This window comes from Paenibacillus sp. UNC217MF (assembly GCF_000686865.1).
Classification (GTDB): domain Bacteria; phylum Bacillota; class Bacilli; order Paenibacillales; family Paenibacillaceae; genus Paenibacillus_B; species Paenibacillus_B suaedae.
This window is the reverse complement of the sequence record NZ_KK366030.1, coordinates 57,799-79,696: the sequence shown is the minus strand read 5'-3', so window position 1 is coordinate 79,696 and position 21,898 is coordinate 57,799. Positions and strand designations below refer to the sequence as shown.

Annotated in this window: 17 protein-coding genes; all 17 read right to left on the bottom strand. The window is 51.1% G+C overall.

The features are described from left to right. Positions 1–210 precede the first annotated feature (210 nt). Complete coding sequence (locus BP95_RS0127270; protein ID WP_081819990.1) at positions 211–1,818, bottom strand: acyl CoA:acetate/3-ketoacid CoA transferase; 1,608 nt, start codon at positions 1,816–1,818, stop codon at positions 211–213. Continuing rightward, positions 1,815–2,558: a 3-oxoacyl-ACP reductase FabG gene (gene fabG, locus BP95_RS0127265; protein WP_028533716.1), complete on the bottom strand. Its 744-nt coding sequence runs from the start codon at positions 2,556–2,558 to the stop codon at positions 1,815–1,817. The genes BP95_RS0127270 and fabG overlap by 4 nt, the downstream gene beginning before the upstream one ends. Positions 2,559–2,583: 25 nt before the next feature. Continuing rightward, positions 2,584–3,528: an intracellular short-chain-length polyhydroxyalkanoate depolymerase gene (gene phaZ, locus BP95_RS31500; protein ID WP_036667647.1), complete on the bottom strand. Its 945-nt coding sequence runs from the start codon at positions 3,526–3,528 to the stop codon at positions 2,584–2,586. Then, positions 3,525–4,586, bottom strand: coding sequence for a 3-oxoacyl-ACP synthase (locus tag BP95_RS0127255; RefSeq protein ID WP_081819989.1), 1,062 nt, complete (start codon positions 4,584–4,586; stop codon positions 3,525–3,527). Before BP95_RS0127255 ends, phaZ begins: the two co-directional genes overlap by 4 nt. Next, positions 4,564–4,872 carry a hypothetical protein gene (locus BP95_RS0127250; RefSeq protein WP_028533714.1) on the bottom strand — a complete coding sequence of 103 codons (309 nt, stop codon included), beginning with the start codon at positions 4,870–4,872 and terminating at the stop codon, positions 4,564–4,566. Before BP95_RS0127250 ends, BP95_RS0127255 begins: the two co-directional genes overlap by 23 nt. Further along, positions 4,869–5,885 (bottom strand): branched-chain amino acid ABC transporter permease, encoded by a 1,017-nt coding sequence (locus BP95_RS0127245; RefSeq protein WP_028533713.1) that lies wholly within the window; start codon positions 5,883–5,885, stop codon positions 4,869–4,871. The genes BP95_RS0127250 and BP95_RS0127245 overlap by 4 nt, the downstream gene beginning before the upstream one ends. After that, on the bottom strand, positions 5,885–6,751 hold the full coding sequence (locus tag BP95_RS0127240; RefSeq protein WP_021252604.1) for a branched-chain amino acid ABC transporter permease: 867 nt from the start codon (positions 6,749–6,751) through the stop codon (positions 5,885–5,887). The genes BP95_RS0127245 and BP95_RS0127240 overlap by 1 nt, the downstream gene beginning before the upstream one ends. A gap of 29 nt (positions 6,752–6,780) precedes the next feature. Further along, positions 6,781–7,485 (bottom strand): ABC transporter ATP-binding protein, encoded by a 705-nt coding sequence (locus tag BP95_RS0127235; protein WP_028533712.1) that lies wholly within the window; start codon positions 7,483–7,485, stop codon positions 6,781–6,783. After that, positions 7,463–8,329 carry an ABC transporter ATP-binding protein gene (locus BP95_RS0127230; protein ID WP_021252602.1) on the bottom strand — a complete coding sequence of 289 codons (867 nt, stop codon included), beginning with the start codon at positions 8,327–8,329 and terminating at the stop codon, positions 7,463–7,465. Before BP95_RS0127230 ends, BP95_RS0127235 begins: the two co-directional genes overlap by 23 nt. A 15-nt stretch (positions 8,330–8,344) precedes the next feature. Further along, entirely contained in the window at positions 8,345–9,724 is a 1,380-nt protein-coding gene (locus BP95_RS0127225) for a substrate-binding domain-containing protein (RefSeq protein ID WP_081819988.1), read from the bottom strand. A 142-nt stretch (positions 9,725–9,866) separates the two neighbouring features. Further along, the gene (locus BP95_RS0127220; RefSeq protein ID WP_028533709.1) at positions 9,867–13,223 is read right to left on the bottom strand and encodes an AfsR/SARP family transcriptional regulator; all 3,357 of its coding nucleotides are present in this window, start codon (positions 13,221–13,223) and stop codon (positions 9,867–9,869) included. A 103-nt stretch (positions 13,224–13,326) separates the two neighbouring features. Continuing rightward, positions 13,327–14,991, bottom strand: coding sequence for a class I adenylate-forming enzyme family protein (locus BP95_RS0127215; RefSeq protein WP_028533708.1), 1,665 nt, complete (start codon positions 14,989–14,991; stop codon positions 13,327–13,329). Next, positions 14,960–16,141, bottom strand: coding sequence for an acetyl-CoA C-acetyltransferase (locus tag BP95_RS0127210; protein WP_028533707.1), 1,182 nt, complete (start codon positions 16,139–16,141; stop codon positions 14,960–14,962). Before BP95_RS0127210 ends, BP95_RS0127215 begins: the two co-directional genes overlap by 32 nt. Before the next feature lie 340 nt (positions 16,142–16,481). Then, the gene (locus BP95_RS0127205; RefSeq protein ID WP_028533706.1) at positions 16,482–18,461 is read right to left on the bottom strand and encodes a methyl-accepting chemotaxis protein; all 1,980 of its coding nucleotides are present in this window, start codon (positions 18,459–18,461) and stop codon (positions 16,482–16,484) included. A 269-nt stretch (positions 18,462–18,730) separates the two neighbouring features. Then, a complete protein-coding gene (locus tag BP95_RS0127195; protein ID WP_051240322.1) occupies positions 18,731–20,401 on the bottom strand; it encodes a putative polysaccharide biosynthesis protein in 1,671 nt (556 codons plus the stop codon). Between the two features lie 134 nt (positions 20,402–20,535). Further along, the gene (locus tag BP95_RS0127190) at positions 20,536–21,012 is read right to left on the bottom strand and encodes a DUF456 domain-containing protein (RefSeq protein ID WP_028533705.1); all 477 of its coding nucleotides are present in this window, start codon (positions 21,010–21,012) and stop codon (positions 20,536–20,538) included. A gap of 45 nt (positions 21,013–21,057) precedes the next feature. Further along, positions 21,058–21,792, bottom strand: coding sequence for a Cof-type HAD-IIB family hydrolase (locus BP95_RS0127185; RefSeq protein WP_028533704.1), 735 nt, complete (start codon positions 21,790–21,792; stop codon positions 21,058–21,060). Positions 21,793–21,898 lie beyond the last annotated feature (106 nt).

The window sequence follows — 21,898 nt, the reverse complement described above, 5'->3', positions numbered from 1 at the left end:
ATTTTTTGATAGCGCTCACAATATTTTCGCTGCCTTGAAAATCACCTCGAACAGCCATTGCAGACGCAGGTGATGGAGGCGAAGCAGCAATAAAACAAAAGGTCGAGTTAGGGTACCAACGTCCCCCTTACTCGACCTTTCACATTACCAGTTATCATCTTACAGGCAGTAAATCAGCCTCAGCTTATGAGACAGTCTCTATGACAGTCCCTATCGGAACAGATCCTCTCCCATCCATTTCAGCTGTGGACTAATGCGAGGCACGATGTCCATATTGGCTAGAATGTCTGCTTCCAGCGATAGTCCCTGTGCCATCTCGATAAGTTCAAGTTCCCCTGCATACAGCCGGAATACTGCGCGCTCTGTCACATACAGCACTTCGATGCCACGTCGCTGTGCATAATCTGCGCAGAAGGTAAGTTGCTCTACCTGCCGAACGAACTTCCGGAAGCGTCCCTCTTGAAGGATACGAAGGCCCCCATCAGCCATCTCCATCTTCAGACCGCCAGCCGTAAAGGTGGAGCAGAAGACAAGCTTCTTCGCATTTTGGCTTATATTAATGAAGCCGCCGCAGCCTGTCAGCTTGCCGCCGTACAGACTCACATTCACGTCTCCTCTGCCGTCTGCCTCTGCCATCCCCAGACAAGCAACATCAATCCCTCCTCCATCGAAGAAGTCGAATTGAGCAGGCTGATCAAGAATGGCCTCCGCAAACGCAGATGCGCCGAAGCTTAACCCTCGTGCAGGTATACCACCAACAGGGCCGGATTCAAGCAGCAGCGTCATATCTGTTCGTCCCGCTTCAAGTGCTGCATATCCAACCCCCTCAGGCAGTCCGATGCCGAGATTCACAACACTGTGGGAAGGGATTTCCATGAGAGCTCGCCGTGCAATGATTAGCCGCTCATCTCTTGCCATTGGAGGCACATATGCGGCGGACGCTTCCTGCTGTATCTCCCCTGCATATGCTGGATTGTATGCCTCAGCGAACGTCATCGTATGCTCCTCTGGCCTAGCGACAACGACAGCATCGACCAGCATGCCTGGGATGACTACCTGCTTCGAATGCATGGTTCCGTGCGGCAATATGCGCTCTACCTGCGCAATCACAATTCCTCCACTGTTCCTCGCTGCTTGAGCAAGTGCCAGCATTTCTAACGTTACTGCCTCTCGCTCCATGGAGATATTGCCGCGCCCATCAGCAGTCGTGCCGCGCACGAAAGCGCAATGAATCGGAAAAGCTCGATAATAGAGCTGCTCTCGGCCTCCAAGCTGCACCAGCTCTACAAGCTCTTCCACCGTGCTTGCATTCAGCCTGCCCCCTCCATTCCTCGGATCGACAAAGGTATGAAGGCCGACATGGGTCAATGTCCCCGATCGGCCTGCAGCAATATCACGATAGAGATGTACAATCACACCCTGCGGAAAGTTGTAGGCTTCAATCCGGTTATCGAGCGCAAGCGCGCCCAAACGCGGAGCAAGTCCCCAATGCCCTCCAATGACTCGCTTCACCATGCCTTCATGTGCAAGATGGTTCACGCCGCGAACAACGCCATCCCCTTGTCCGGCTGCATACACAACTGTAAGCCCTGTCGGCGCCGCCTCTTTCAAGAAACGGCGCTCCAACGCTGACGTAAGTGCTTCTGGGTGAGCACATCCAACGAAGCCTCCCACAGCAACCGTTGCATCATTCGCAATAAGCGCCACCGCTTCATCCGCGCTCATAACCTGAGCGCAGCGGCGCGGGACAAGCGGTTGATTCAGCCGCTGATCGAATCGGCTATCCACAGTGCTGTGACGAGCATCTAGTCCATTCAAATGGACAACCCTCCGTTCACTTCCAGCACTGTTCCATTTATATAATCAGCTGCATCCGAAGCGAGGAATAAATATGCTTGTGCAACTTCATCCGGCCGTCCTAATCGGCGCAGCGGTACTTTTTCACGCATGCTGTCAATAATCTTGTCCGGCATCTTGGCCACCATCTCTGTTGCGATGAAGCCTGGGGCAACCGCGTTCACACAGATCCCCTTATATCCTAGCTCCCGAGCCCATGTACGCGTCATGCCAATGACGCCTGCTTTGGTCGCAGCATAGTTCGTCTGTCCAATATTGCCTTGAACGCCAACAATCGATGAAGTATTAATGATTTTACCCTTGCCTTGCGCCGCCATATAAGGAGCTGCAAGACGCGTGCATAGAAACACTCCATTCAAGTTCACATTGATTACATCCTGCCATTGCTCTGGGGTCATCTTCAGCAGCATTGCATCACGTGTAATTCCTGCATTGTTGATCAGAATGTCGATACCGCTAAATGCTGCAACCGTCTGCTCCATCAGTTGCCGCACGCTTTCTTCATCCGCTACATTCGTCTTCACGAATAACGTGCGATCACGCTGTTCATTTGCCAGCTCATCGATCACTTGCTGTCCCGCCGTCTCATTGAAGTCAGCGATGACAACATTCGCCTCTGCCTCAAGAAATAAGTGTACCGCTGCAAGCCCTATGCCGCTTGCTCCGCCTGTAATGATTGCCGTTTTCCCTGTAAGCTTCATCGTCATCGTCTTCCCCTGTCTCCCTTCAATCTGTATGGCCGGCCGATGCAGTTGACCCGCTAGGAGCCGCTTCTGATGAATCTCTCCCCAAGAAGGACTCGATTGCATGCAGCAGCTGCGGAAGATCGTCAACTAACGGTGAGTGACCGCATCCTGTCAATGGAACGAACTCCGCAATGTCTCCCAGATCAGCCAGCGTCTCTCTCGTCATCGCCTCAGTAATAACTAAATCCTGCATGCCCCGCAGAACCAAAACGGGGGCTGTTATTCGTTTCACAGCCCCGCTTCCCGGAGATGCTTCATGATCAAATACACTCACGTTAAACGTGTTCAGCGCATGATACACGTCCATCAGATTACGCTGCGTCAAAATATCGTCTATATAGGTTTCGTATTTTGCCTCTTCCGGTTGATTCCGATCATAGATAACGGCCTCATACAATTGCTTCATAAATCGGCGATCCCGACGTATGTTTGCAGATTCGATGAGGGTATTGCGAGCCAATGATCGAATACCTTCGATGGTCGTAATCCGGCGCGTAACATCTGGCAGGCCGTTCGATCCGTCCTCATAAAATGGGTAACCACGAGTCGAGACGCTTGCCAGCAGCACTAGCCGCGTTACCTCATCAGGATAAGCGGCAGCATACTCCATTGCCACCCCGCCGCCAGTCGACCAGCCGATGAGGGTGAAACGAGTTAGACCGAGTAAATCGACCCATTGTTTCACATCTGCAGTGAAATCAGACAAGGACTCAATCGGCGTATGATAGGTAGAAATACCAAATCCACGCAGGTCGACCGCATACAGCTTATACCGAGCATCCATCTGTTCCAGCACGACGTCCCAATGACAGGACGAATTCATGTTGCCATGTATCAGCACAACTACCTCAGCGCCGCCATCACGTTCACGGTATCCGAGTGTTTCCCCATTTGGCAATTCAACGGATTTTAAATGAATCTTCATGCTTCGTCCCCCCATCTTAAGGTGAGTGCGCCCCACGCATACCCGATGCCCGCAGCTGCTAATACAACAATGCTGCCCGGTTGAATCAACTTCCGTCTTACGCCTAATTCCAGACATAGAATCGGATCGAATTGACCGATATGACCATAGTCCTCTAAATAAACGGAACGTTCTTCAGTAATCCCTAAGGAGCGCAGCACGAATTCATGTGCGGATCGCTTCATATGAAGCAAGCCGATAAAACCAATATTCGAGACCGTATATCCACTACCCTGAATGGCTTGTTCCACCACCTGAGAGAATCGCTGCATCGACACCGCATCCAGTCGCGACTTCATCCGTTCTGGATCTGGGACTCGGAAGCAAGCCTGACCTTGCGCCAATAGCTCTGCCGTCAATGGCTGCTTCGTTCCCCCTGCTTGAATGATGACATCCTGCGCAAATGATCCATCCGTAATAATTGCTGAATCCAGCACCTCTGGATACGAAGGGCCAGCCCCACGCTGGAGCAGCATCGCTCCGCCGCCAGCACCCAAGTTCGCCATGAAGCGAGTGTTCGGATCCGTTAAGTCAATCAGGTCGCCGTTGCGATAGCCGCCAGCAAGCAGCACAGTGCGAATACGAGAATCCCCCAACATCATCGACTTCGCTGTCCGAACAGCCATAATTGCCGTACAGCATCGGGAGCCCATATCGAAGCCCCACGCATTTACAGCTCCAATCTCATGCTGCAGTTGAAGAGCCGCCGTCCATACCGGGTATTCCTTGTATTCTTCACCGATATATATAATGAGATCAATTTCCTCAGGCGCGATCTGGGCACGACGAATCGCTTCCTTCGCTGCTGCAACCCCCATCGCGCAGGGATGATCATCAGGCCCTGGGACAGGCTTCTGCCGGATGCCCAGCTTCGACTCCACAATATGCTGAGGAATGCCTGACGCTTCTGCAATATCGCCGCTAGTCATTTTCTGATCAGGGATGTAAGTTCCTACGGACAACAGACGGACGATCGACTGTTCATTCTTTTCTCTTTCATTCATTCCGTTCTCGTTCATGCGCGTCATTCCCCCGCTTCATCATCAGCTGCATATAGCCAACCGCTTCCTCCCATGAAGCAACGGTCTGCTCTTCCTGGCCCTGTACATAGGTAATTCGGATTCGCCAATCGTCCAATCCCTCGGTCTCCTGCCGTATCCGGCAGCGGACGACAAAGGAACCGACCACAGAGGTATCCTCAACCAAATGATGTCGATTGTCCTGATTTCGACTGTCATGAGCCTCCAAGTGCACATCCTCTTCCAAGTGCTCCGCAGCCGAGTCCTTCTGCCTGCGAGAAGTCATCCTGCCTCCTCCTTCCCATGCCGTGATGCTGTTTCCGTAGGAGACGAAGAGGCTCTCCTTCCTCTCCGCTTCATCCACCACATTCGGAGCGTTCCGGTTATGCCTGCTGGGAAGATGAGCACGACGACAATGTAGAGAAGGCCAAAGAAAATAATCCATCTCTCGAATATGGGGTGGAACTTAGCCAGCTCAGTTAGGCCATGGTGCGCCCATTCAATAATCGCTGAGCCAATAATCGCCCCAAATAGCGTCCCAACGCCGCCAATAATCGTCATCAGAAGCGCGTTCAAGGTCATATCCATCGCGAACACCGTCGTATTGACGAATCGCAGTGTCAGCACATACATGGATCCGCTAATGCTGGCGACTACACCTGCGACTACACTTGCAAACACCTTGTAGTGGATGATCTCATAGCCGAGCGAAGCGGTTCGCTGCTCATTTTCACGTATCGCCATCAACACACGACCGACGGGGGATTGCGTGAACCTTCTGAGCAGCATATAGATGACAACCATCACAGCGAGCGATACCATGTACAGCACCGTCCGATCCTTTAGCTCCGAGGGAATCGGGAACGTGAAGCCGTCATTTCCTCGCGTCAGAGACCTCCACTTCTCCGCCAAGACAAGCAGCAATCCGGAAAAGGCCAACGTAAGCATTGCGTAAAAGTGATTCTTCAAACGCAAAGACAACATGCCTACCAGATAGCTGAGCAGCGCCGACAAAATCACACCTGCTGCAATCGACAGCAGCAAGACTCCGATGTTGGCCCCCATCCGATCAAGCATGACACCAGTTGCGTACGCGCCAATACCGAAGAACATACAATGACCGAATGAGACAATGCCTGTATAACCGAGCAAGATGTCGTAACTCATCGCAAAGACGGCGAAGATGCAAATTTGCGTCATAATAATGAGGAAGCTGCGCGAGTCATTGATCCACGGCAGCACGGCAAGTCCAATGACGAGCAGAAGGAACCATTTCGTTCCGATGTTTATATGTCTCATTACGCTCCCCCCTTCGCCCCGAACAAGCCTGAAGGCTTAATGAGAAGGACGACCACCATCAACAGCATATTGCCTGCAAGCGACAAGTCCGGCACATAATAGGCCATAAATGCTCCCGACAAGCCAACTAACAGTGCAGCCAGTGCAGAGCCTTGGATGCTCCCCATGCCGCCAATGACAACGACGATGAAGGCAAGAATGGCAAATTGCATGCCCATTTCGGCAAAGATCACTCCTGAGTATGGAGCAAGCAGTACGCCTCCCAGTGCCGCCAGACCTGCCCCAACCATAAATACAAGCGTGAATACACGCCGAATCGGAATGCCTAGCGCTTGAACCATTTCCGGATTCATAACGCCTGCGCGCACGATTAGACCAATCTTCGTACGCTTCAATATGAACAATAATCCGCCGTACACGAGCACACCAATTACGATGATGAAGATTCGGTATTTAATTAGAATCACTCCGCCAACTTCCCAGCTTCCGCTGAGTATAGGCGGGGCATCCGCCTTAAGTGGATTCGGGCCGAATACAACTTTGAGCAATTCACTTAACACGAGCATAACGCCTAGCGTGACCAGAATCTGCTGCACATGATTGCCGTACACGGGCCGAATGACAATGCGTTCCATCATGAAGCCAAGCAGCATTCCAACAAGAATTGCCCCCACAATCGCCAAGACGAATGAGCCCGTTGCCGCATACAACCACACCCCGCTATAGGCACCCCAGGCAAACAAGCCGCCGTGCGCGAAGTTGAGCACGCTCATAAGTCCGAATATAAGTGTCAGCCCCGACGCGAGCAGGAAGACGAGCATTCCGGTCGCAAGCCCATTAACAATCAGATTGATGAACCCGTTCAATACATACTCCCTCCTCTTTGGCGCATCGGTTACGCAATGCCCAAATACTTCCGCCGTGTCTCCTCGTCGTAACGCAGTTCATCCATCGTTCCTGCCTTCACGACGCGCCCTTCGTCCATCATGTAGTACGCGCTTCCAATGCGGCTTGCCATAAGGAAGTTCTGCTCAACTAGGAGCACGGTCGTCTTCTCCTTCATCTGCTGGATAGCTTCCATCAGCTTCTCCACCATAATCGGGGCAAGCCCTTTGCTAGGTTCATCGATGAGGAGCAATTCATTGTCGTTCACATATGCCCGAGAGATCGCCAGCATCTGCTTCTGCCCTCCGCTCAAGAGCCCACTCTTGCGGTTCCAGAAGCGGCGCAGATCTGGGAACAGCTCCATGGTCCATTCCAGCCGAGCAGCAGCCTCTTTGCTATTCCCTCTCATCGCAATACGCATCGTTTCTCCTACCGTTAGATCCGTGAAGATTCCCTGATCCTCTGGAACATACCCGACCCCTTTGCGAGCAATAAGATGTGTCGGAAGCTGATCCAATCGTTCTCCCTTATAGTGGATTTCTCCCTTGGATGCCGGATTCAATCCCATAATGGAACGCAGTGTCGTCGTCTTGCCCGCCCCATTGCGGCCAAGCAGTACGGTAATCCCACCAGCCTTCACTTGGAAGGTGACCCCTTGCAAAATGTGAAACTGTCCGATATACGTCTCAATTTCATTCACCTGCAGCAGCGTCATCATACAACCCTCCCAAGTAAGCAGACTGTACCAATTCATTATTCATAATCTCATCCGGATGACCATCTGCAAGCAGCTTCCCATTAAACAGAACGGCGATCGTATCGGATAAATCCAGAACCATCTCCATCTTGTGCTCAATCAGTAATATCGTTCGATCTTTGGCATCCTTCACCCGACGGATCACTTCCATAATCGCCGGAACCTCTTCCACCGATATGCCAGCCGTCGGTTCATCGAGCAGTAGAAGCGACGGCTGGAGCGCTAGCAGCATCGCTAGCTCCAGCTTGCGCTTCTCTCCATGCGCCAAATGCTTCGCTGTAGCACCGCCTCTTCCTCCAAGCAGCACCATTTCGAGCCAATGCTCCGCTTCTTCTTCAAACTGACGATACGCTCGTAGTGATCGATACCAATTCATGCGAACACCATGTCTGGATTGGACAGCAAGCCGTACATTCTCCATCACCGTCAGATTGGGGAATACATTCGTGATCTGAAAGGATCGCCCCATCCCAAGCCTTGTCCGTTCGAATGGGGGCAGCAACGTCACGTCGCGCCCCTCGAATTGGACCTGGCCAGAAGTTGGCCGCAGCTCGCCGCTTAACAAGTTGAACAAGGTCGTCTTACCTGCACCATTTGGGCCAATGATTGACTTGAAGCGATTACGCTCAACGGTGAGGTTCACTTCCTGTACTGCGATATGTCCGCCGAACGCAATCGTCAAATCTGTTGTGCTCAAAATCTTATCCACCGCTTGGGACGAATGGGAGCGGCGAGCTCTATTCGTCCCCTGTTCAATCGGCAGCGACTCGGCCGTCCTGAGGTTGTTCTCCGCTCCGCTCATGTCCCGACCTCCTAGTTAACGTTTGTTGTGAATCGGCGGTGCCGTCTCTTCTGGCGACAGTTCACGGATAAGTACAGGAACCGGATAATCGGTACCATCCTTCTTCTCCAGCTTCACCGCATACATCGTCTGCAGTGCTTGGTGATCCTCCGCTCGGAACGTCATCTTGCCCTTCGGCGCATCAAATGTCATTCCTTCCATCGCTGCAATCAGCTTGTCGGCAGTCGTATCCCCGCCCGTCTTCTTCACCGCTTCCACGATCGCGATCGCTGCTGACATGCCTCCAGGTGTGAACAAATCTGGCAAATCTCCATTGAATCGCTTCGTATGTTCTTCTACGAGCCATTTATTCACATCATTGCTCGGAAGTGAATGGTAGTACACCGAGAAGCCTTCCATCCCCTCCAGCTCCTGCATTGTCTTCAGAGCCGCGATATCTGGAGCTCCAGTAGACAGTTTGATGCCTTGCTCCGTTACCTTCATATCCTTAAGCTGCTTCCACGGCGTATTCGCTCCCGCCCATACTACGAACAAGTAATCCGGTTTTGCACTTACAATTTTCTGAATGTTCGCGGTAAAATCTGTTGCAGTAGCGTCCGCGTACTGCTCTTCTACAATTTCCGCACCAAGCTTGATCGCTGCTTCCTTGAACGCCTTAATGCCATCGCGGCCGAACGCACCATCCGGTGCGAACGTTGCAATCTTAACACCCTGCTTCGCTATCGCCGCCGCGCCTGCAACCGCATCCTGCGAGGAATTGCGTGCAGTGCGGAATACGTATTTGTTCCACAACTCGCCTGTAATGCTATCCGCAACAGCCGGCTCGACAACCATAACCTTCTCGTATTCCTCAGCAAGCGGAAGAACCGCTAATGTATCCCCTGAGCTGGATGAACCAACAAGGAAATCAACCTTATCGGTTTCAAGCAGCTTGGTTGCCTTCTTAACAGCTACGTCCGGCTTCGTTTCTGTATCTTCTACAATGAACTCAACTGGCCGTCCATCAATCGTCTTCGTACCTTGTGTGGCATAGTCGATGCCAAGCTCGAATCCGCGAACCGTCTGTTTGCCGTAACTTTCAAGCGCCCCCGACATGGAAGCAAGCACTCCGATCTTGATTGGCGTCTTATCTCCATCGGACGATTTCTTCTCTTCCGTTTGATTATTCTTGTTCTCTGTCAATGCTGCACCATTGTTCTCTTGCTTCGCGGAGTTCCCTCCCGCATCACTTCCACTGCTTCCACAAGCAGCTATCAGCAGCAGGAGCAAGGACATGAAGCTGAGCAGCAATAGTCTTGACATCTGTATGCGAACCGCCTGTTGCTTATCATGGCTGCGATGCAATTGTTGCTTCTGATTGCTTGTTTCACGAATAAATAACTGTGTCATAGACACCAAAAACCCCCCTACGAATCATTTCCCATTCATCATAAGAGGGTATAGTTACAAATGAGTTGCATCGGTTAGGAAACCGCAGCACGACATACTGCCAGCTTAATCAACAGATAAGCAAGCAACATTCCGCAGCAGTACCCTCTTACTCGTCATCACTCAGTATTACACTCGATATGTCCCGAACAAGTTCTCGGATATCCTTCATCGGCTCGATCCCTAGCTCTTCCTCCAACGCCTTTCGGCATTTGTTGTACCAGCGCAAAGCTTGATTGCGATTGTTCATTTGAAGATGACAAGCAATCAGAATTCGGTACGCCTCTTCCCAGCAGCGATCTTTCGCTACAATCGATTCCGCCCAGCGGATCGCCTTGTCGAAGGTATTCATAGCCGCATAGTGGCAAGACAATCTCTCTGCTCCACGCATGAACAACACTTGCAAGCGTTCCCGTTCCTCAATGCACCAATCCTCGTAACGCCGTTCAGGCATATAGTCGCCTTCATAGATAAGGAGCCCTTCTTCCAGCAGTTTTATTGCCTGCTCCACATCGCCAGCTTCAAGCCCTTGTTCGATCGCCATCTCGAAGCGATTGGCGTCGAGCACCCAGCCCGCAGTCGGATTCAATTGATAGGTGGTTCCCCGTCTAATGATGTAATAAGGGTTCGAACGAACACGACGATGCGGTTCCAAGGCCGTATTCAAGGCATTTAGCGCCACCTTGAAGTCTCGATTGGCCGCCTTCTCCTCTGATTGAGGAAACAGAGAATCCAGCAGTTCTTCCTTCGTCAACGAACGAGTCCGTCTAGTCACCAGAAGCTGGAACAGCTCTTTTGCCTTGCCACGCTGCCAGTCTTTGTCCGACAACTCAATATCGCCAAGCTGGACGACAAAATTCCCAAGCGTATGTATATACAAGGTATATCCAGGGTGGTACGTAAGCTGATCTAGTCCTAATTCCGTAAGCATCGTCGATGCGTAGGAACGGCAAATATCAAGTCGTACCGCTTCAATAAGCAGCGGAATGAGCTGCTGCGTGTCGCTCGGCCCGAACAATGTACGCCGCGTGATCAGGAACGAGTAGCCTTCCCGCTCCGTCCGCGCCAAAAAGCGCTCCATCGCAACCGCGAACTTGCTGTCCTGCTCTGTCCGATAGGCGCATAATGCGAGCCACATCTCAACAGCAGCGCTGCCGAAGCCATCACCGCAAGCGAGGAAACGTTCACTACATTCACGGAAAACATCCTCGGCTTCGGCATACCGATTCGCGTTGAACAGTGCAATGCCCATGCTCAGCCTAATTAGCGAGGTGAGCCAGCCATCATTCGCGAATTGCGTCTTCTCCCAAGCACTATGCCCGTATCGTAGAGCCGTATCCGTTGACCGAGCTCTGCCGAAGAGCAAGCAGAGTCCCATATATGGCTCAGCGCTGCCGCGCTTCACTTCCAGCCGTTCCATGATTGACAGCGCCGCCTGATAGCAATCAGCAGCAACCTTCGCATCATACTTCCCAGTCAACTGCGCAGCATGCCCCATTCGCATCCATCCGCAAGCCTCTACGAAGGGCGCCTTGAGGCGAATGCCCTGCATCATTCCCGCTTCTGCCGCCTCCTTCGCCGCAACTGGCTCTCCGCACATACTGCTGATAAGCGAGAGCAGCAGATCAATCTCGCGGTGCGAGCGGGATAATGTCTTGGAATGGTAGCTAAGCCCGCGGAAGAGCGAACCCTGTTCCTGTTCCATCATCTGGGCATGCATTAGCTTCGACTTCGCCTTGTGCAGTCTGCCGGTGCGGAGGAACAACCGCGCTTCAAGCAGCCAGTCTCTTCCCTCTGCGTGAATATGAATAGCCCGATCGTACCAGAGCTGCGCTTCTGTTCCTCTGCCCGCATTAAGCATATTTTCAGCCATCAATGTATATAAGCGGCCAAGACGCTCACGCTCGCCCGTTCGAACCCTTCCACCTGATTCATAGCTTGAATGCCGCAAGTGAACGCTTTCAATTCGATCTACATGAATGATCCGGCCTCCATAGAGCGACTCTGCAATTGCAATCGCACGCTCCAGCAGAGGCTCTGCCTTGCCAGGTTGTATCGTATCCAGAAATAAGAGAGCTTGCCCTTCAAGGGCCATCATCTGAACAATGCGATTGCTGGCACTATCTGCTTCATATTCGGCTATGCGGTATTGGGCCGACGCCTCTTCATACTGGCAGCGATAACGCATAATATCCCCATGCAGCACATGCAAATATGGGTATCTGCGCATCGTACGCTCTGGAATCGTCAGCAAGGAGGCATGGACGAATTCCAAATGACCGCCCTGTATCAACTCCTCGCCCCCATCCTGAAGCAGCAGTGCCGTCTCTTCGGCATCCTGCAGAACCATCGCCTGTGCCATCGCCAGATCATAGCGGCCGCGCGATGCGAAGATGTGAATGGCCTGCTTCGCCAAAGACACGTAACGATCATGCTGTCTTCTCAACTGATCGAGCAGGAATTCACGGAACAGGGCATGATAGCGGAACTGCTTGTCATCGACTGCTGACAAGAAGCCGCTGCCGCACAGCTCAAACAACAGCGCATGTGAACCGCTTCGCCCGCATACGGCATCACACCAGTCACCGGTAAGCTCGTCAAAGATACTCGTCTCCAACATGAAGTAGCGCATCGACAAAGATTGCTTCTGGAACAGCTCCAATGCCAGAAACTGAAATAACTCCTCCATCGTATCTCTTGGCGCCCGCAGAAGTTCTTCTAGCGAGCCATTGGAGGACAGCAGCCGCTGCCATATAAGCTGTACCGCAATAATCCAGCCTTCCGTCTGCTTATAGATACGCTCAAGCTGCTGCTTCGTAAGCGGGTACCCGTAATAATCGCTGTACAACACTTCAATTTCTTCTTCATTGAATGCAAGCTCTTCCTTGCCAATTTCCAGTACATGGCCTCGAATGCGCAATGCAGCTAGACCATCCCATTGAGGCTTGGCGCGTGAGGAAATGACGATGCCCATCTTGTCGCAATCAGGCAAATAGGACACAACATACTGCATCCATTCGTCAATGCTTGTAGTCGGTTCGACGAGGTGGTAATCATCAATGATTAATATCGTCCGTTCTGAAAGCGATACCAACTCATTCAAAAATAAGTCTGCCAAGGCAATGATATCTTCACTGCTGTTCCGATTTCCACCGCTGTGCAGCTCAGCAAGCAGCGATTCCCCAAAATCGGGAACCGATTGCCGCAACGTATAAATGATATGGGATACAAATGGGATAAAGTCATTGTCTTGGGGAGATGCTCCGTACCATGCATACGTCATGTCCGAGGAGCGCAAATAGGCGGACAGCGCCGTCGTCTTGCCGAATCCCGGACCAGAGGTCAATATGGTGAGCGGGAAATCTGTAATGCGGGTTAGCACTTTAGCAAGACGAGGACGGTGGAGCAGCTGCTTCTTCAAAGGGGGCGGCATTAATTTCATTTTAAGCACGCGGCCTTCTTTCATGCAGAACCTCCAATTCCTCTATTTTCCAATGTTGTCCTGTATATTGTATCACAGTTATACCTGCTTCAAGCACTTTTACAAAAAAATGAGCGGCTGACCTCGGTCAACCGCCAAACCATGCTTTCATTGCCTTTTTGTCCAGCTTGCCCACTACTGTCTTAGGAAGCTCTTCAGTGAGAATAAAGCGCTTGGGCACTTTATACTTCCCAATCCTCGCTTGACAGTATTGCTTGAGTTCTTCTTCCGTCAAGGAGGAGATCTCTCCTGTACTGACAGCAGCAACGACAACTTCGCCCCACTTCGAATCTGCTATGCCAAGCACAGCTGCTTCCATTACCTTCGGATGACTCTCGAGAATATGCTCCACTTCAAGCGGATATACATTCTCTCCTCCGGTAATAATCATATCTTTCTTCCGGCCTACAATATAGTAATAGCCGTCCTCATCCCTTCGAGCCAGATCCCCCGTCAACAGCCATCCATCCTGCATCGTCTCTTCCGTTGCCTGCGGATTGTTCCAATAATGAGAGAACAAATGACCTCCTCGAAGCACCAGCTCTCCGACTTGACCTGCTGCCAGCACGCGCCCGTCAGATCCAATAATCCTTGCCTCTCCGAGCAGCATCGGCACACCTACCGATCCGGGCTTCATTCTAGCCGCTTCCGGCTCGATTACGAAATTGTTTGGACCAGACTCTGTCGCGCCGTATCCTTCCTTGAAAGGCAAGCCTCTAACATGAAATGCTTCATATACGGATAATGGACACGGAGCACCTCCCGAGAGAAAGGTTCGCATATCCGGAAACATATCATTTCTAAATAAATCGCACTGAACGAGCAGATGATACATCGTCGGCACCATTAACACAATCGTACAACGTTCTTCCCGAAGGAGTCGGATCATGTCATCCGCTTGGAAATTGCGCACGAGCACGACCGTTCCCCCAGCCATAAGTACAGGGAATGTCAGTGCATTAATGCCTCCAGTATGGAACATAGGCAAGATCGTCGGCGTAACGTCCGATTCGTTCAACTGCCAGCTAATTACCGTGTTCGCCGCATTCCAGAATACAGAGCCATGCGACAGGACAACCCCCTTCGGTTTCCCTGTCGTTCCCCCGGTATAGATCATGAGCCATGGATCATCGAGGCAGATTGCTTCCTGTGCCAATATGTCACGAGGTTGTGCAAGCTCATCTGCCGTTGCCCCGGCTGCAATCTCAGCAGCTGCATCCTCGATTGCATTGACTGTCGAACTCCCCGGCTGTTCACATTGGAGCTCCGCCTGTTCATGCAGCAGCGCAGACACATCCAATACTTCTACGCTTCTTTCTTGTAATGCTTCAGATAGAGCAGCAAGCGAAGGAACCGTTCGATCATAGAGCAGCACCTTCGGCGAACAGTCCCGTACAATTTCATGCAGCTCTGCTTCCGCGAGCCTCCAATTCATTGGGGCGGCAATCGCGCTCAACAGTCTGCAGGCAAGCAGTGCATCCAGCATCTCAGCCTGATTTAGCAGCAGTACAGCAACCCGATCCCCAGCGCTAACACCATGATGCTGCAGTACTAACGCCAACTGCCTTGCACGGCATGCAAGCTCTCGATACGTGTATCGATTCCCTGTATGAGCGTCTACGACCGCGACTTTATCCGGCGTCTTCTCGCAGCGATGCTCGAACCAGTATGCAGCACTGTCCACCGTTTCAAAGCTTCGCCATGAATGCTGTCGTTCCGATTCAGCTCCGTTCGACGATGACAGCGACACCATGACCGCCTCCTACACAGAGCGCAGCCGCGCCGTATTTCACCTTTCTTCGCTCCATCTCGTGAAGCAGTGTCACAAGCACTCTTGTCCCGCTGGCACCAATCGGATGTCCGAGCGCAATCGCGCCTCCGTTCACATTGACGATCTCTGTATCAATGCCCAGTTCCTCGGTAACAGCCAGCGCCTGTGCCGCAAAAGCTTCATTGATTTCGAACAGTTCAATATCCTGCATGCGCAGGCCTGCCTTCTCAGCAGCCTTCCGCAGCGCAGATACAGGTCCGAGTCCCATCCATTCCGGCTCCACGCCTACTGCTGCATAACCGCGCACCACCGCAAGGGGGGATAAATTACGCTTCACAGCTGCTTCCGAGCTGCACAAGATAACAGCAGCTGCCCCATCATTAATCCCGGACGAATTGCCCGCTGTAACTGTGCCATTGCTAAGGAAGGCAGGTTTCAGTTTGCTTAAATTGTCCATGGTCATGCCATGGCGAGGGTGCTCATCCGTATCCACCGTCCGGAATGCCCCCTTGCGTTCAGGTACTCGGATTGGAACGAGCTCAGCTTCGAATCTTCCTTCACGCATCGCTGATTCCGCACGTTGTTGGCTCTTTAGTGCAAATGCGTCCTGCATGTCACGTGTGATATGATAGCGTTCCGCTAATTTCTCTGCGGTAATGCCCATTGGCTGCTGTAGAAAGGCACAGGTCAGTCCATCATGCAGTACAGTATCCAACAGCTCCCCGTGCCCGTACTTATATCCCTGTCTTGCCTGCTTGAGTATATAGGGAGATTGGGTCATATTCTCCATTCCGCCAGATACGACGATATCTGCATCACCCGTCCTGATGTTCTGTGTCCCCAGCATGACAGCCTGCAGCCCTGATCCACAGACTAGGTTGACCCCCGTCGCTGGTGCATGGATAGGGATGCCCGCCTGTAAAGCCGCTTGTCGTGCCCCATTTTGCCCAACTCCAGCTTGCAGCACCTGTCCCATCCATACTTGATCCACATGTTCTCCCATGATGCCAGCGCGGCTGCAGGCCTCTTGAATAGCAGCTGTGCCCAGTTCCACTGCAGTCACATCCCGATAATTGCCTTGAAATGAACCGATTGGCGTGCGTGCCGCACCCATTATCCACACTTCATTCATCTATTCCACCCCACGTTCAGGATTTATGGCTGCCGCTTGCAGATATGTCCTGCAATGTTCAGAGGCTAACCCCCTCCCCAAATGCCCGTTCACCCGCAAGCCTGTATATCCACCATTTCCAGTAAACGCGATGACAGTTGCAAATCAGTTGCATAACGGTACAGACATGAACGCACTCCATGACCTTGCTCTGCACATGGGCTATTTCGAAATGGATGCTGCTGGGAAGAAGTGAACCGATAGGACAACAAAAAAAGCACTCGAACCGCGGCGCGGTTCAAGTGCTCTCCGTTATTTGTATATCTATATGCATCCGTAACGCCGCACCTAGCAAGGCAAGCTATGCCTTGAACTTCGCAGACAACTGCTGCAAATCATCAGCAATGGTAGCCAAGTGGTTCGCGTACGAAGCCATTTCCTGCATGGCTGCATTTTGCTGTTCACCCGCTGCCGCCACATTTTCCATTTCAAGCAGCGTTGTATTAGTCATTTCACTCGCTTCATCGAACGAAGTGATCATCGTACCATTGGCACTAGTGAGTTGAGTGCTCATTTGTGCAATATGACTCAGTTGTACGTTCATTTCATCAACTGCCGCGAACATGTCGGCGAAGCTGCTCGTCACCGTCTTCGTCACCTGCTGACCTTCCTCTACCGAGGCTGAACCGTTCTGCATTGCTGTCCATACCGCTTCAGAACGTTCATGAATATGCTGAATCATGCCTGTAATTTGCCCAGCCGCTTCATTCGTCTGCTCTGCCAGCTTGCGAACCTCATCAGCTACAACTGCGAATCCACGGCCATGCTCGCCCGCATGTGCAGCTTCAATCGCCGCATTCAGGGCAAGCAGCTTCGTTTGTGCAGACAACTCTTGAATGAATACGACAATACGGCGAATATGCTGAGACTGCTCAATCAACTGCTCCGTTTCCTTGGTCGCCAACTCTGTATGTTCTGTAATTGCATTCATTTGCGAGCGTACACTGCTCAACGCCTGCTCTCCTCGTACTGCCCATTCACTCATATCATTAGCAGCCTCAGAGGACAGATTAACCAGTTCGGTAACTTCCTTCAACTGGCGGCCTGACTGATGCGCATCAGAGCGAACCGCTTTGAGACGATCATTAAGGAGGGATGATTGTGCAGACACCTCCTGATAAGAGGCAGCAACCTGCTGCAGGGACGCTACATTCTCTTCTGTATTAGCGGAGAGCTCTTCAGCAGAAGCTGCAACCGTCTCGGACACTTCGCGAATGCGAAGCAGAACATCAGTCAAGGACTGTGCCATCGTGTTGGAGTTTTTCTCCAAGCGTCCAATCTCATCGCTGCGATCCGACTCCGGAATCCGTTCTGTGAAGTCACCCGCAGCAATCCGTTCCGTCAGCTGCTGCACGCGGAGAACGGGACGAATAATACTCTTTACAAACCGCCATAAAAATAGTCCCATTAATGCGATAAGAACGACTAGGAAGATGGATGCGACAATAAAAATGTAGTTGGCTTGGCTGTTGATTTCCGACAAGGCGATGACCGAGACGATGTTCAGTCCCATTTTGTTGCGTTTGTCGTAACTGACGAACTCATTTCTTCCTGCCGCATTCGACTTATATGAGCCGTTGTCTTTCGCTGTGGCAAGCTCTCCGTACGTAGCTTCGTCCAGAACCGTCCCCTGCTTGTACACCGGATGCGTTACGACCTGATTATCCTTGTCAACCAGGCTGATATAACCGCTTTTCCCTACTTTGTATTTCTCTACAGCCTTGTTAATCCGATCGATTGCCACATCAATGGCAACAACTCCATTCTTCCCTGGGAGCTCTTTAGCGAACGTAACTACCAAATCATTCGTTATCGCATCGCGATACGGCTTCGTCACAATTACTTTCCCAGCACTTTTCTTTGCCTGCTGATACCAGTCCCGCTTCATCGCATCAATCGTCTCATCACTGTCATTAGAACTGTGTATGTATTGATTATCTACAAAGACATATGCCGCATATATATTCTCAATATCTTTGGCAATCTCCAGCATCCGATCATGGATCCAGTCCTTTTGTTGCGAATTCTTACTAATGCTGTCAGCCAGGCTGTTTACCGTATAGGCATTTGAATCATACATGTCATCCAGCATACCGACAATGGATTGGGTAGCCCCATTCACTTGATTGTAGACCATGTCTTTCGTATTGCTTGCTGCCGTACCTGTCAGGATAATGATAAGAATAATCGTAGGAACGACAATAAATAACGCAAGTAAGCATATTATTTTCTTTTGTAAGGATTGTTGTATTCCTGTAGTCCACTGAATAAACCTCTTCATGTTGACACCCCTTTGCTTGCCAAGTCTCGTTGCCAAAATACGTTTGGTATATCGGTATAAAACGGTAAAAGTTTATACATTGTTACAAAATCAACATATGGTAATTAACACCATATCATCCTTGTATCCTCCCGTATCGCTTCCTTTCCCTTGTGCACCCTGGTGTACGACAAAAAAAGCTCCATGAAGGAAGTGCATCGCTTGCGCTTCCTTCGTGGAGCTTGTCAATTTTTTTATTCTCACTACGCTATAAATAGCGCGTATGTGAATTAACCACGTTCTCCCTGCAATCGCATCAATGGACGCAGTACCTTCTGAACCGCACGCGGATAACCCGAAAGCTCATCATATCGAATAACGCGGAAAGCAACCAGCCCAACAACGAACAGAGCTACTACCCCCACGCCTACAACACCTGCCGTGAACATGAAGGCAAGCTTGGCCGGCAAGATGCCCACTAATTGCTCGCCCAACCATTCGCAGCCATATCCTACGCCACCCGACAGCACGATGGTCATCAGGAAGCCTATCCAGCGATTGCCTAGTACCGAGAACGGAACAACCTTCTTCATGACACGAAGATTGAGCCATGTAATAAGCAGGAAGCTTAATGCTGTTCCTCCAATAATGCCGTAAATACCAAAGAAGTGAACAAGCGAGAAGCTGGCAATAAGCTTAATAATAATACCTAATGTTACACTGATCATGGCAATATAAGGCTTGCCAAGTCCAATTAGAATCGAGCTTGACGTCATCATCGTAATTTGGAATATCGTACCGAGCGTCAACGCTGCAATAATGCCTGCACCGTCCAACGTACTGAACAAGAAACCGTTCACGGAATATGCTGCAACCGCTAGAGCCAATACGATCGGCATGCCACTCAATACGGAAATACGCATTGCCATTGTAGTCTGCCGCTTCAAGTGAACCATATCCCGCTTCGCAAAGGCAGCGGAAATGACCGGGATGAGCGACGTGCTTAACGCAATCGCCAGAATTGGCGGAATGCCAGCGATCGATTGTGCACGCTGACCAAGGATACCATACAGATGCTTCGCCTCATCTACCCCAACTTCCGGTGAGAGAAGTGGAATCGTGATGGACGTATCAATAAAGTTAACAGCCGGTACGGCAAGTGAAGACAATACAATCGGTACGGACATCGCGAAAATAGAACGGAAAATATCGCTAAGCGGTACTTTCTTCGCACCTCTGCGGCGTGCGCGTACTCCAGCTTCCCGATCTGCCTGACGCAGCTTGCGCAAGTAATAGATCATAATAATGAATGCGCCGACACTCCCTAGCACACCGCCGAAGGAAGCACCTGCTGCGATCCACTCTTGGTTCTGCCCCGTGCTCATCAAGATATAGGCAAGTCCGATCGCCGTAAGAACACGTAAAACCTGCTCTACGATCTGCGATACACCGCTTGCCTGCATCATATTGCGCCCTTGCGTATACCCGCGCATCATGGCAATGACTGGGAACAACAGCAGCGCAGGTGCTAATGCACGAATAGCAAGTGCAGCCTCAGGCAGCTGAATCATATCCGCATACACACCTGCGAACGCGATGAGCAGCAAGGTTGTAATCACACCGGATATGAGTCCGAACAGCAGCGCAGCATAATAGACCCGCTCCGCTTCGCGCACCTTATTCAGCGCGTAGCGTTCGGATACCATCTTGCTTAATGTACTCGGAATACCTGCTGTCGCTATTGCAAGTATCATCAAATAGACTGTCTGTGAGGCAGCAAAAGAGGCATTACCCACAGAACCGAGCATATGCTCAAGCGGAACGCGCTGAAAGAGCCCTAAGACGCGAGCGACGAGGGTAGCCGCTGCAATAATGAGCGTTCCTTTAATAAATGATTCCTTTGCCAAACGTTTCCCTTCTTTCTGTATGCTAGCCCGTATCCTAATATCCCGTCCGAACATACTACATTCAATTCTATTCATCATGGCAAAAGCCACCGTATTTTCTCCAAAGAGCAGGAAGCCGCTCCATAAGACAGCCCTAGTCTATATCAGACCGTCAGACCGTCTTATGGACACCTTTTCTATTAAAACATTTACAACCAAAGGAAGAACAGGACAATCATCACGATTTGCAGCGCAAATTTTACGACAATGCTCGTAAATAGTCCGACAACCGCACCAATGGCCGATTTTGTCGATTTATCCATACTCGCTCCTGTCATAAGTTCCCCGATAAACGCGCCTAAGAGAGGCCCAAGTATAAGACCGAACGCCGGAATGACGAACGGGCCGATGATGACCCCTATTGTACTCCCGATAATCGAAGCCTTAGAGCCTCCGAATCGCTTGACGCCCCAGGCATTGACCACGTAATCGGCAATAAACAGCACAGCTACAATAATCGTCTGAATCGCCCAGAACCAGAACCCGAAGGGTTCAAAGCTAATGCATAATCCATACACAAAGAAAGCTGCATAGATTGCCAACGCACCTGGTAAAATCGGATAGATAGCCCCTGCCATACCGACAAGAAACAGGACTATCACACTAATCCAACCGAAAATAACCATCCGTTCCACCACCTTGCACGAGAATAAACGCTCGTGAACAATCGATTACAGCATATACTCCCTAATGACTTGGGCAACACCATGCTCGTTGTTCGTTCGTACGACGATGTCCGCAACCTGCTTCACTTCGTCCTGCGCATTCCCCATAGCTACACCAAGCCCTGCCGCTTGAATCGCGGCCATATCATTCAAGCTGTCGCCTACAGCAACCACTTGCGACATCTCGCAGCCAATAAGCTCGCATACAGTTTGTATTCCCGTTGCCTTGTTGACTCCTCCAGGATTAATCTCAATATTATGTGGCGAGGAATTGGTCAATTCCAATCCGCCCATGGCGCGCAGTTCGCGCCACAGAATTTCGCGCACACGATCATCCTTCGTAAAGTAGCCGAACTTCAGCCATTCCTCAGCCTCGATATCGGCTCCCCAATTCTCTTTGTTGTACAATCGTTCCGTCGAATAAGCCCAGAACCACACATTATGCTCCTCGGACATCGCGTGCATGCGCTTCACTGCCTCGCGATCCAAGAGATGACGCAAGTGCAGCTCACGTGTATTCTTCCACACTTCACTCCCATTGACTGTTATCATTGGAGCATTCAATCCTAGTTCTTCCGCATAAGGAAGTGCATTGACGAACGCGCGGCCAGTGGAGAAGATAACCGTAATTCCCTCATCGCAAGCACTGCGGATGGCATCAGCATTTTCCTTGGAAATGCGCTGATCATCATCCAATACCGTTCCATCCATATCGAGAGCCAACAACTTATATTTACTCATCTCATCCGTCACTCCTGTCTCTGATGCGTTCCGCTTCAGACGAGTTGTGATTCGTTATTTGTCGAAGCTTGTAACACTCATTGTCAATCATTGTCGTGCACAAATT

Excerpts from the sequence above, each read along its gene's own strand:
- fabG (WP_028533716.1), bottom strand. The coding sequence starts at position 2,558 with ATGAAGCTTACAGGGAAAACGGCAATCATTACAGGCGGAGCAAGCGGC.
- phaZ (WP_036667647.1), bottom strand. The coding sequence starts at position 3,528 with ATGAAGATTCATTTAAAATCCGTTGAATTGCCAAATGGGGAAACACTC.
- BP95_RS0127255 (WP_081819989.1), bottom strand. The coding sequence starts at position 4,586 with ATGAACGAGAACGGAATGAATGAAAGAGAAAAGAATGAACAGTCGATC.
- BP95_RS0127250 (WP_028533714.1), bottom strand. The coding sequence starts at position 4,872 with ATGACTTCTCGCAGGCAGAAGGACTCGGCTGCGGAGCACTTGGAAGAG.
- BP95_RS0127245 (WP_028533713.1), bottom strand. The coding sequence starts at position 5,885 with ATGAGACATATAAACATCGGAACGAAATGGTTCCTTCTGCTCGTCATT.
- BP95_RS0127235 (WP_028533712.1), bottom strand. The coding sequence starts at position 7,485 with ATGACGCTGCTGCAGGTGAATGAAATTGAGACGTATATCGGACAGTTT.
- BP95_RS0127230 (WP_021252602.1), bottom strand. The coding sequence starts at position 8,329 with ATGAGCGGAGCGGAGAACAACCTCAGGACGGCCGAGTCGCTGCCGATT.
- BP95_RS0127220 (WP_028533709.1), bottom strand. The coding sequence starts at position 13,223 with ATGAAAGAAGGCCGCGTGCTTAAAATGAAATTAATGCCGCCCCCTTTG.
- BP95_RS0127215 (WP_028533708.1), bottom strand. The coding sequence starts at position 14,991 with ATGGTGTCGCTGTCATCGTCGAACGGAGCTGAATCGGAACGACAGCAT.
- BP95_RS0127210 (WP_028533707.1), bottom strand. The coding sequence starts at position 16,141 with ATGAATGAAGTGTGGATAATGGGTGCGGCACGCACGCCAATCGGTTCA.
- BP95_RS0127205 (WP_028533706.1), bottom strand. The coding sequence starts at position 18,461 with ATGAAGAGGTTTATTCAGTGGACTACAGGAATACAACAATCCTTACAA.
- BP95_RS0127195 (WP_051240322.1), bottom strand. The coding sequence starts at position 20,401 with ATGTTCGGACGGGATATTAGGATACGGGCTAGCATACAGAAAGAAGGG.
- BP95_RS0127190 (WP_028533705.1), bottom strand. The coding sequence starts at position 21,012 with ATGGTTATTTTCGGTTGGATTAGTGTGATAGTCCTGTTTCTTGTCGGT.
- BP95_RS0127185 (WP_028533704.1), bottom strand. The coding sequence starts at position 21,792 with ATGAGTAAATATAAGTTGTTGGCTCTCGATATGGATGGAACGGTATTG.